Source organism: Bacillus sp. iso_77 (assembly GCF_056173625.1).
Window position 1 is genome coordinate 1856479 of record NZ_CM149683.1, and the last position, 12040, is coordinate 1868518.

The 12040-nt window shown below is 42.5% G+C and carries 8 protein-coding genes; 1 reads left to right on the plus strand and 7 read right to left on the minus strand.

Annotated elements, in window-relative coordinates; genetic code table 11:
* Positions 1 to 43: 43 nt before the first annotated feature.
* The 6 genes from AC0VYC_RS09375 to nirB (AC0VYC_RS09400) form a co-directional block, all read right to left on the minus strand.
* Positions 44 to 1024: a pectinesterase family protein gene (locus AC0VYC_RS09375; protein WP_039169687.1), complete on the minus strand. Its 981-nt coding sequence runs from the start codon at positions 1022 to 1024 to the stop codon at positions 44 to 46.
* A gap of 89 nt (positions 1025 to 1113) precedes the next feature.
* A complete protein-coding gene (locus AC0VYC_RS09380) occupies positions 1114 to 1806 on the minus strand; it encodes a DUF421 domain-containing protein (RefSeq protein ID WP_008346595.1) in 693 nt (230 codons plus the stop codon).
* A 66-nt stretch (positions 1807 to 1872) separates the two neighbouring features.
* Complete coding sequence (gene nirD, locus AC0VYC_RS09385) at positions 1873 to 2196, minus strand: nitrite reductase small subunit NirD (protein ID WP_008346593.1); 324 nt, start codon at positions 2194 to 2196, stop codon at positions 1873 to 1875.
* Between the two features lie 23 nt (positions 2197 to 2219).
* Complete coding sequence (gene nirB, locus AC0VYC_RS09390) at positions 2220 to 4631, minus strand: nitrite reductase large subunit NirB (protein ID WP_268431753.1); 2412 nt, start codon at positions 4629 to 4631, stop codon at positions 2220 to 2222.
* Between the two features lie 89 nt (positions 4632 to 4720).
* Complete coding sequence (gene nasC, locus AC0VYC_RS09395) at positions 4721 to 6859, minus strand: assimilatory nitrate reductase catalytic subunit NasC (protein WP_342502583.1); 2139 nt, start codon at positions 6857 to 6859, stop codon at positions 4721 to 4723.
* Positions 6856 to 9117: a nitrite reductase large subunit NirB gene (gene nirB, locus AC0VYC_RS09400; protein WP_256689324.1), complete on the minus strand. Its 2262-nt coding sequence runs from the start codon at positions 9115 to 9117 to the stop codon at positions 6856 to 6858. Before nirB (AC0VYC_RS09400) ends, nasC begins: the two co-directional genes overlap by 4 nt.
* Before the next feature lie 169 nt (positions 9118 to 9286).
* Here nirB (AC0VYC_RS09400) and AC0VYC_RS09405 point away from each other — a divergent pair, with 169 nt between their 5' ends.
* Positions 9287 to 10489, plus strand: a complete 1203-nt coding sequence (locus AC0VYC_RS09405) for a nitrate/nitrite transporter (protein ID WP_475389993.1) — start codon at positions 9287 to 9289, stop codon at positions 10487 to 10489.
* 63 nt (positions 10490 to 10552) lie between these two features.
* Here AC0VYC_RS09405 and gltD read toward each other — a convergent pair whose 3' ends face one another.
* Complete coding sequence (gene gltD, locus AC0VYC_RS09410; RefSeq protein ID WP_475389995.1) at positions 10553 to 12037, minus strand: glutamate synthase small subunit; 1485 nt, start codon at positions 12035 to 12037, stop codon at positions 10553 to 10555.
* Positions 12038 to 12040 lie beyond the last annotated feature (3 nt).

Consider the following 12040-nt stretch of genomic DNA (forward strand, 5'->3'; position numbering starts at 1 on the left):
ACAGAAAAGTCAGCTTTCTTTGACGAAAACTGACAAGCCTCTTTTACCTTTTTTCAGGATTCCAGCCATCGCTTCCGCTAAGCACGGCTTGAACGGTGATTTGACTTGCTTCGTTTTTTGTTAATATCGTTGACCATTTCACCCGGTTTGCCACATGACTCCCTGCGCCCGTTGATCCATATTCTTGATATCTAGCCGTTCTTTCGTTGTCTTTGTTCTCCCAGTTATGCCATCCCTCAGCTTTAATATGTTCATCCATTTTTGTTTGAAGGAACGTGACAGCCGAATGAGGTCTCCACGGACGGCCTAAGTACACAGATTGAGACGCAGCCGTTCCTTTATTTAATGTGGAATCAATAAAAACGTAGCCATACTTTTGCGCTTCTGTTGTGGATGCCGCTGTAATATACCCATTTCCAAGACTTTTTATTTCAGCTCTTTTAAATACAGCCGTTGCTGAACCAAAGATGAAGTCAACCGTGCCCTCGATATAGCAATCTTCATAATATTGTCTCCCTGTGCCTGTGGCATAAAGTGTATCTTGATAACCGAGAACACGTACGTGTTTAAACACAGCCCGGTCCCCGGATACATAAAGGGCAACCGCCTGCCCTGCGTTTCGGCCAGCTGTATTTTGAAACGTGATATTTTCTGCGTAAAAATGATTTGCCCGAATCATTGTACTTGAGCTATTGGTTGTGCTCCCGCTGCTTGCATTTGTATCATCATACGTCAGAATCGTCTGATACTGATTTTCTCCAATAAAGGACACATAAGGCTTATTTTGCGGAAGGAGAATCTTTTCTTTATACACACCATTTTTAATATATATCGTCGTTTGCTGTTGATTGTTCACTGGTATCGCATCAATGGCAGATTGAACCGTTCGAAATGTCCCATTTCCTTTTTGATCGACAATAAGCACGCGGTTTGTTTGATGGTTGTGTCCAGCTGCTTGCGCATAAGCTGAGTCAAAAAGCAGTAAGGCCAATACCATCATCAGCAGTCGTTTTCCATACTTCATCACACATCTCCCCCTTATATTGTGAACGTTTTCATTGACGTATTCTTTTTGATCCTATTCAGTTATAAAACAAAAAAACATCCACTGTGTTAGGTTGTGGATGTTTTTTCATATTTCATCGCATAAATTCCTTCATTTTCAATCCATTCACAAAATAGGACGTCTTTATAGGAGGAAATGTGCTGCTTTTTCAATTGCTCTCTCAGCCACGCTTCATCAAATCCAGCTTCCTTTAAATCTTTTTTTAAAATCTCTCCGTCGATAATAAACGTTCTAGGCAATGTGACTTCTTTTCCTTTCACGTTCACATCTTCGGCTGTAGCTGGTGCATATTTCATTTTCGGAAGCACACTCACAGACCCATCCGTTTCCAAAATGGCAAATTCAATTTCATTAAGAGCAAAATGCCCTTTCGCTCGAATCAGCGTCTGCAACTGATTTAAATCGAGCATATTTTTCTTTAATCGATTGTAGTGAATCTTTCCTTTATCAATCACAAGAGTCGGTCTTCCTTCTAAAAAAGCGCGAATGGATTTGAATTTTTGTGAAAGCCATTCAACTGTGTAGATTAAAACGCCCCAGACTGCAACTGCAAAAAGGATATGTAGCACGCTGACTTCTGGATCAAAAATGGCGTTACCGACCATCTCCCCTAAAATCAGTGCAGAAATAAAATCAAACGGCGTGATTTGTGCAAATTGTGTTTTCCCTAATAGCTTTGTAATGGAAAATAAAGCGAAAAATCCGATAAAGAGTTCAATCAAAATATTAAAAAATGGCACACATATACCTTCCTTTCTCACTGCATGTATTTACAGCATGTACAGGAAAGGAAGGTTCTAAACCATTTATGAAGGCAGTAAAATAAAGACGTCGTCTCCCTCAACCAATGCTTCATATGTTTTCACGCATCCATGATCTGGTTCTTGAACATTTCCTGATGAAAGATTGATTTTCCAATCATGCATTGGACAGAAGACATGATCTCCGCTCACCATTCCTTCAGCTAGTACACCGCCTTTATGAGGACAGCGATTTTCAATGGCTTTGAACTGCTTGTTAGAGGTTTGAAAAACAGCTAATTCAAGTGGACCGGCTGCGACTGTTTTCCCTAGCTGCAATGGAAAATCTGATATTGTACCAATATGAACTTTTACAATTGAAACTGTCATCTGATCTCATCCCTTCAATTGATTTAGACGGAAGCAGTTGCCTTTTGAAATAATTGTCTTGTTTCTGTTTCGTTCTCTCGAATCTCTTGCCACGGTTCTTCATAAGTTGAAAGTGCGATGTCCATTCTTTCGATTAATGCTGCACGTTTCTTGTCATCTAGCAGTACCGTTTGGATATGATTCAATCCAAGCCGTTCAACCCAAGCGGATGTTCTCTCTAAATAATTTGCGGTTTCTCTGTAATATTGAAGGTAGGCTGCGGCCATTTGTTCTACTTCTTCTGCTGTACTTACTTTCATTAATAAGTCTCCAGCTCGTAAATGTGTCCCTCCATTCCCGCCAGCATACAATTCAAATCCCCCATCGATACCTACGATGCCAAGATCTTTAATCCCAGATTCAGCACAGTTTCTTGGACAGGCTGATACGGCCATTTTGACTTTGTGCGGTGTGGCAAGTCCTTCAAATTTCTTTTCAAGTGCGATCCCAAGAGAAATGGAATCTTGCGTTCCGAATCTGCAAAATTGTTCTCCAACACAAGTTTTGACGGTTCTTAATGATTTTCCGTAAGCATAACCAGACGGCATATCTAAATCAGCCCATACTTTTGGTAAATCTTCTTTTTTGACACCTAAAAGGTCGATTCGCTGCCCTCCAGTCATTTTCACAAGCGGTATCTCATATTTGTCAACGACATCCGCTATTTTTCTCAGGTCATTAGCATTTGTCACGCCCCCGTACATACGTGGAACGACCGAATAGGTACCATCGTTTTGGATGTTGGCATGCATTCGTTCATTCACAAATCGCGAGCTTTTTTCATCTTTGTAGTCAAGCGGATACATCATCCCTAAATAGTAATTCAGTGCAGGCCGGCACTTTGAACAGCCTTCTTCTGTTTCCCAGTCAAGTACATTCATCACTTCTTTGACATGCTGCAAACCTTTCTCTTTTATTTCATGAATCACTTCATCTCTTGATAAGGTGGTGCAGGCGCAGATGGTTTCTTTTTGCGCAGTGCGGTTTGCATCATCGCCTAAAGTGTGCCATAAAATCTCTTCCACAACAGATTGACAGCCTCCGCATGACCGAGAAGCACTTGTACATTGCTTGACCTCTTGTATAGTCGTTAGGCCTTCTTTTTGAATAGCTGCCACTATTTGACCTTTTGAGACACCATTACAGCCGCAAACGATATGGTCGTTTGCCATTTGTTCAATCGTGTTTTCTTGCGCCAGCTCATTTGATGTTAAGACAGATACTTTTTCCATATCTGACATATCAACACCTTCTCTAATGTACGAGAATAAACGTGGTCCATCGCTTGTTTCTCCAAACATGACGGCGCCGACTAATCGGTTTTGCTGGAAGACTAGTTTTTGATAAATACCTTGCTGTTCGTCAAAAATCTTAATCGCTTGTTTCTCATCATTTTCGATAAAATCTCCAGCTGAAAATACATCAACCCCTGATACTTTTAGCTGTGTCGATAGTACAGATCCTTCATAAGGCGCCGGAGACATGTCACATACATGCTGTGCGAGCACGTTTGCTTGATCGTATAATGGCGCGACAAGACCGTACGTTTGTCCTCTATGTTCAACACATTCTCCGACTGCGTAAATCCGCGGGACACTTGTTTCCATGAAATCATTGACGATAATCCCCCGGTTCACTTCAATGCCGCTCGTTTCGGCAAGCTTGTGATTCGGTTTAATTCCTGCCGCCATGACCACCATATCTGTCTCTAATGTAGAACCATCTGAAAATGTTAGCCCTTCTACCCTTGTATCTCCTAAAATCTCATTTGTCTGTTTTCCTAATAGAAAGCTCATGCCTTGTTTTTCTAAAGCTGCTTGCAGAAGCTGACCTGCCACCGGATCGAGCTGACGGTCCATTAAATGAGAGCCAAGGTGAATGACGGTCACTTCCATACCTAAGTTTAATAGACCACGCGCGGCTTCAAGTCCAAGGAGCCCGCCTCCAATGACGGCTGCTTTTTTGTACATCATAGATGCTTTGACCATTTCCTCTGTGTCTTGTAATGTACGAAAAGCTGTTACCCCTTTTTTATCGCTCCCTGGAATGGGCGGGATGAACGGGAGTGACCCTGTCGCTAAAATTAAACGGTCATAATGCACGGTCCGTCCTTGATCACTCATAACGGTTTGATTGTCTGGATCGATCTTCACAATGGTCTCATTTGTAAACAGCTGAATATGATGTTCCTTGTACCAATTCCAATCGTTTAACGTAATATCCTCTGTCTTTGTATCCCCTTGGAGAACTTTCGATAAAAGAATCCGATTATAGTTAGGATACGGCTCAGTTCCAAATACAGTCATGTCGAATCGTTCATTGTCCGTTTTTAAAATGTTTTCGAGCGTTCGGATACCAGCCATACCATTCCCTACTAATACGAGTTTTTCTTTCATGAAAAACACCCCTCATGTGATCGTTTTTTAGAAAGTACCATAATCTAAACAAAGATGGAAAATACATGTTAAAATTTCTCACATAGTTTTCAATTCTTGTAGGCTGACAGCTGTACAGGACAATTTTTAAAACCTGGCATTTTACTGTGTGGATCTAACTGTTTACCAATTAATAGGTTAATTGATTGATGTTTATTCCAGTGAAATGGAACAAACACAGTATCTTTTCGGATGCTATCTGTTATGTGGCACCTCATGATGACGCTTCCTCGTTTTGACTGGATGGTGACGAGCTCCCCGTGCTGAAATCCGTAAGCTTCGGCTGTGTCAGGATGAAGCTCTGCATAAGCTTCAAACTGCCGGGCAACAAGAGAGGTGCTTTTTCTTGTTTGAACGCCCGTTTGGTAATGAGCCATCACCCTGCCGGTCGTTAAATAGAGTGGATATTCTGGACTGACTGGTTCTTTTGCACCCTGTTGTCCATGTGCAACGACTGCAAATTTTGCTAATTGATCAGGATGTGAGAATTGATGCTCAAATAGTCTTTCTGTTCCTCGGTCTTCCAAATGAGAGCAGGGCCATAATATGCCTTGCGTCTTCCTTAACCTGTCATAGGTCATACCGGAATAATCGGCTTTGGCTCCTTTCGTTGCTGTTCTCAATTCCTCAAAGATGTCTTCTGCAGATGAAAAAGAAAAAGAGCCGCCTTTGCCTAATACTGCTGCTATATCACAAATGATTTGCCAATCGTGCTTTCTTTGGTGTTTGAGTGGATAGGTTGCTTCTCTCAGCGTAACGCGTCCTTCAATGTTCGTCATGGTCCCTTCGTCCTCTAAATATGACGAAGCTGGTAAAATAACATCTGCGAGTGCAGCCGTCTCAGAGATAAATAAATCAATTGCGACAAAAAAGGACAGCTGCTCGATGGCTTTTTTGATAAAGCTTGCATGCGGACCTGATTGAACGGGATTAGAACACATTAAAAAGAGCGCTTTTATCTCTCCTTTCTGCATTTTTTCAAACATTTCAAAAGCAGATACACCTTTTCCAGGCAGTTCTTTTTCATCGATCTTCCATATTTCAGCCATTTCTTTTCTATGTACTGGGTTTGTGATATCACGGTAACCAGGAAGCTGATCTGCTTTTTGTCCATGCTCTCTTGCACCCTGTCCATTTCCTTGCCCAGTAATCGCGCCATAGCCACACCCAATCCGGCCAATTTTCCCAGTAACAAGCAGAATATTCAGGAAATTACGAACGGATGCTGTTCCGTCTATTTGCTGCTCAATGCCTCTTGCAGTCAGAATCATGCCTGTTTTTTCGCGTGCGAATTTTCTCGCTATTTTTTGAATGACTTTCATCGATACACCGGTTTGCTGCGTAATGTCTTGCAGGGACATGTGTGAAATATGCTGTTTCATTTCTTGAAAACCTGATGTTCGTTTTTTAATAAATTCTTCGTCTAGTAACTGTTCATGAAGCATGACGTGTAAGATTCCATTTGCGAGTGCAGCATCTGACCCAGGCCTTAAGCTGACATGTAAGTCTGCTAGCTTGGCTGTTGCTGTTTTTCGCGGATCGATCACGATGAGAAATGCCCCGTTCTTTTTAGCTTCTTCCAAGTACGGTATGAGGGTCGGCTGACATTCCGCTATATTGGTTCCAACCAATAGTAAAACCCGGGCATGCTTGATGTCACGAAGCGGAAAGGTTAGACCCCGATCAAGTCCAAATGTTTGGTTAGCTGCTGTTGCTGCTGAAGACATACACAGTCTTCCATTGTAATCAATGTATTTCGTTTTAAGGGCGACCCTTGCAAATTTTCCGAGTAAATAAGCTTCTTCATTTGTAATCGATGCACTACCATACACACTGATAGCATCGTTCCCATGTTCCGTCTGAAGGGTTTGAGTGCGTGCTTTGATTTCGTCAAGTGCCTCCTGCCAAGTCACTTTGACAAATTGACCGTTTCTTTTGATGAGGGGGTGATTCAATCGTTCCTTGTGCAGTGCGTGCTGGTGGGCATGCTGCCCTTTCATACAGATCCTGCCGAACGTAGTTGGATTATGAATACCTATCGTCTGGTAGCGTGTTCGCCCTTCTGCGTGCTGCTCGACTAATTGCATTTTGCACTGCATACTGCAAAACGGACATTGAGATGGGAACACCCTTTTTCGCTCTTGCTGCTCTGATGTTTGCTGCACATATTGTAAAAAAGATTGATTCATACATTCACACCCTTTTGTCTACTTTGCTCAAATTGTTCGCAGAGCTCTTCTCTCATTTCCTCATCGAGCAATTTTTCTCGGATGGAAATGATGCCGTTTTTTTGGATCCAGTCTCCAATAGATTCTTGAAAATATGCACGTTTTCTATAATCTTCAAGCAGTGCTTTTAAAAAAGGAATCAGCTCATCCGTTCGGCTCACAGAATAAAAAAGCTGACCTGCCTTAGGTTGACGTATGCTGCCTCCTATATAAATGTCCCATTCATCCAGCTGCTTCTTGATGCAGATGTCATAGATGGGGCTGAAATGACATACGCAGGAAGGACCAGCGATATGAATCGATGTGACTGCAGGTAAAAGCGTGTTTTCTAGTTGTCTTTCGATCTCCATGACAAGTGTTGTGACAGATGGATCGTGACGACAATCACATGAAAGAACATGAGAAAGTCTCTTGCTTTCCTGTGGCATGATGTGTCCATGTTCTTTTACAATATGGGCGGCCTCTTGTGAAATACCGATCAGCCGAATTCGTTTATTCTCCGTTAGTTCTACGTGCTGAATTTGCTTTTGCTCTAATAATTCGGTTATCATCTGTAAAAATGTCAGATCAAGACGGCCACCATATAACTGAGGCATTAGTATGTGCTCATGATCTGATGGGCTGTCTTTTACGAAAAGATCTTGAAACTGCTCAAGATAGTATGGAATGGCTGCTCGGCACTTGTCACAGCCGTTATCTGTCATCCAATCAAATTGTCTTCTTACTTGCTCTTCATTCAGCGGCTGCTGATTTTTTATATACGAAAAAATGGTCTGTTTCTCTACATTTGTGCACGAGCAAAACGTGTCCAGTGCTTCCGTTAGCTGATTTGATGAGACATGGCAGCAGGCACGAACAAGCTCTTGACAGCCTCCGCAGCCCGTTGCGGCCCCTGTCTGTTTTTTTATCTCTTCTAAATTTGTCAGCTGATGGACCGATATGCTTTTGAATATCGCTCCCTTCGTCACCGTGTGGCATTGGCAGATGAGATCCTCTGTTTTTAATGAATCTAAAGGGGATATCTGCTCTTCATTCAGTGATTTCATGACTACGCTTTTATCACGCCCCACTTTTACATCCTGCAAAAGCTGCTCAGCTCTCTCAAGTTGACCAACTAATACAACGCCTGTGAGCACATCATGTTCAAACACTAGTTTTTTATATACTTCTTGTTCTTCATCTAAGTAAGTCACCACTGAAGCGGAGGGGGATCGGTTTACAATACTGCCAGCAGAATAAATAGATATGTCATTTGCTTTCAATTTTGTTGAATAAATGGCAGGAGGTAAATTCATGACCAGTTCATCTAATAAATGATTCGCAAGCACGTTTGCTTGTTCATAAATAGGCTGCACAAGACCGTGCACCATCCCCTTATGCTCTGCACATTCTCCAATAGCATAAATATTCTCAACGTTTGTCTGCATGACATCATTTACAACAATGGCTTTTCTTGTATGAATGCCGTGCTGTTTTGCAAGCTCTATATTCGGACGGACCCCTGTTGTGAAAACCACGAGATCAGCATCCACGATGTCTCCACTTTTTAACAGAACGCCTTCTACTCTCTCGTTTCCTAAACATGCAATCGTATGAGCATTTGTTTTTACCTGAATCCCCTTGCGACTTAATTGTTGAGACAAAAGCCCTGCAGCTGTTTCATCTAATTGGCGTTGCATAAGCCAATCCGTGTGATGAATCAAGGTTGTCTTCAGTCCAGCGATCTGTAAACCAGCGGCCACTTCCACACCAAGTACACCACCTCCAATGACTGCTGCACGCTCATAGCGTAAAGAATCAGCGTAAATGGCCTCATAATCGTCAATCGTACGAAAAGCATAGACCCCTTTTTTGGATACGCCTTGTATAGGCAGAAAATGAGGCGATGAGCCTGTGGCGATAACCAGTTTGTCATACGGGATATTCCGGCGTGCTTCTGTCATGAGCAATTGACGCTTTGTATCGATGTGGACAACTGCTTCGCCTGTTTGGATGGTGATGTCATGTTTGGTGTACCATTCTTTTGGCTTTAGTTCAATCTGAGACAATGATTCACTTTTTTGTAAAACCGATGAAAGTTTTATTCGATTGTAAGCTGGGTGCTTCTCTTTTCCAATGATTGTGATGGAATAGCGTTCTGGCTGTTTCTTTACAATATGTTCGATACATTTCATACTCGCCATGCCGTTTCCGATAAACAAGAGTTTACGTTTTGCCATGTGAGATCAACCTTTCTAGCTTTTTGCGCCAAAGCAATGTTTGCCTAGATTATGGCACACATTTGTAAAAAAGTGTTTATCCATGTCATTTTTTCTAACACAATACTTCCATTCCTTCTATCAACTCGCTATCTTTAAGTCAGAAAATTCAAAATAAAGGAGGGGTTTTGTGAAACTCTCAGAATTGACTTCTAGTGGTCACCCTAAGACATTGTTTGGTTCATTTTTATATTTTGACGTGAGTTTCATGATTTGGGTTTTGCTGGGGGCACTCGGTGCTTTTATTGCACAAGATTTTGCCTTATCGACAATAGAAAAAGGCATGATTGTAGCCATTCCGATTTTATCCGGATCTTTTTTTCGAATTGTGCTAGGCCTATTAACAGACCGAATGGGACCTAAAAAAACAGCGATGATGGGCATGATTTTGACCACAATTCCGCTCATATGGGGGTTTTTCGGTGGTACAACCCTTTCAGAGCTAGTACTGATCGGGATTTTATTAGGGGTTGCAGGTGCGAGTTTTGCGGTCGCTTTACCGATGGCAAGCCGCTGGTACCCTCCTCATTTACAAGGGGTAGCGATGGGAATTGCCGGCGCCGGAAACAGCGGAACACTGATCTCGACACTCTTTGGACCAAGGCTTGCGGAGATGTATGGCTGGCATACAGTGATGGGGCTCGCTCTTATTCCTTTAAGTTTCGTCTTTTTGTTTTTTATTTTCACAGCAAAAGATGCACCAAACCAGCCTGCCCCTCAGCCGCTTCGGTCCTATTTTTCAGTCTTTCAAGTGAAAACAACGTGGTTTTTCTGCCTGCTTTATGCGATTACATTCGGTGGTTTTGTCGGCCTTTCAAGTTTCTTGAGTATTTTCTTTGTGGACCAATATGCGATTTCAAAAATTCATGCCGGTGATTTTGTGACGCTTTGCGTGGCGGCAGGCAGCTTCTTTCGGCCAGTTGGCGGTTTGATTGCCGATAAAATTGGCGGGATGAAAGTACTGCTCGGTTTATTTGCTTTGATTGGTATCTGTTTAGGGGCATTGAGTAGTCTACCTGCTTTACCAGTGGTCATTGCGCTTTTATTTGTCGGAATGATGTGTCTTGGTATGGGGAATGGGGCGGTGTTCCAGCTTGTGCCGCAAGTGTTTCATAAGGAAATTGGGATTGTGACTGGAATTGTAGGGGCTGCAGGAGGCATTGGGGGATTCTTTTTACCAAACGTTCTTGGCAGTTTAAAAGAAATGACGGGCTCCTATACGTTTGGTTTTTTGACCATTTCTCTTTTTGTTCTTGCTGTCTTCCTCTGTTTGGTTGTCTCCCAGTTCAAACGTAAAAAAGTCATTATCCAGCCAACCATGTCTGAATCATAAAAAGCCATGACCACTCTTTGGTCATGGCTTTTCTCTATATATGGTAAACACCCTTTGTTTGACCTATTTTGGCAGAACCGAACTCCCCATTAAATAACGGTCTACCTCATGCGCCACTTGTCTGCCTTCGTTAATTGCCCAGACAATCAAGCTTTGACCGCGTCTTGCATCTCCCGCTGCAAATACGCCTTCTACATTCGTTGTATATTCCCCATATTTTGCGTCAATCCGATTGTTTTTGCTGTCCACGCCAAAGTGTTTCACTAGCGGCTGTTCAGTTCCCTCAAAACCAATCGCAATAAAGACTAGCTGAGCTGGCCATACCTTCTCTGTTCCTGGAATCTCATGAAATTCAAACTTCCCTTGCTCGTTTTTCACCTTTTCCATTTGAATGGTATGAAGCTCTTTTAACTTCCCATTTTTATCAGCCACAATCTTTGTGGTTTGAATCGAATATTTGCGCGGGTCTTCTCCAAATTTTGCTTGTGCTTCTTCGTAAGCATAATCTAGAGAGAAGACATAAGGCTGTTCTGGCCACATGTTATCCCCTACACGTGTATCTGGAAGCTTTGGATGCTTTCCGAATTGAACAACACTTTTTGCTTTTTGGCGAAGTGCAGTTGCGACGCAGTCAGCGCCTGTATCTCCTCCGCCAATCACAATGACGTCTTTCCCTTTTGCGTCAATAAAGTTTTTATCTTTGAATCCTGAATCAAGCATGCTTTTTGTTGCGAGTGTTAAATAATCCATTGCCAGGTGAATCCCTTTTGCTTCCCTGCCTTCAATTAACAGGTCACGCTGCTTTTGTGCACCTGTACAAAGGATGACCGCATCAAATTGCTCTTTCAGTTCATCAGCCGTGATATCCACACCAATTTCTGTATTGGTCACAAAGTCAATGCCTTCTTGTCTTAAAAGTTTGACTCTGCGCTCAACGACTTCTTTGTCGAGCTTCATATTCGGAATACCATAAGTGAGCAGTCCGCCTAGACGATCAGATCGTTCAAATACGGTTACAGCGTGTCCTGCCTGGTTTAGTTGGTCTGCACTTGCCAGTCCTGCTGGTCCTGATCCGACAATGGCGATCTTTTTCCCTGTACGGCTTGAAGGAATTCTTGGTGTAATCCAGCCATTTTCAAAACCTTTATCAATGATCGTCCGTTCGATATTTTTAATCGATACTGCTGGATCATTGATCGCGACGGTACATGAGCCTTCACAAGGTGCTGGACATACTCTTCCAGTAAATTCAGGGAAATTGTTCGTTTTTTGTAGTCTTTCAAGCGCTTCTTTCCATCTGCCCCGGTAGACAAGGTCATTCCATTCTGGAATTAAATTGTAGATCGGGCAGCCAGAAACGCCGCCCCTGATCTCCATCCCAATTTGACAAAACGGTGTTCCGCAATCCATACATCTAGCACCCTGCTGTTTCAATACCTCATCTGTATAAGGAGCTGAATATTCTTTCCAGTCATTTTGACGAGTGAGAGGGTCACGTTCATTTGGCTTTTCTCTTTTATAATCCATAAAACCTGTTGCTTTGCCCATTGT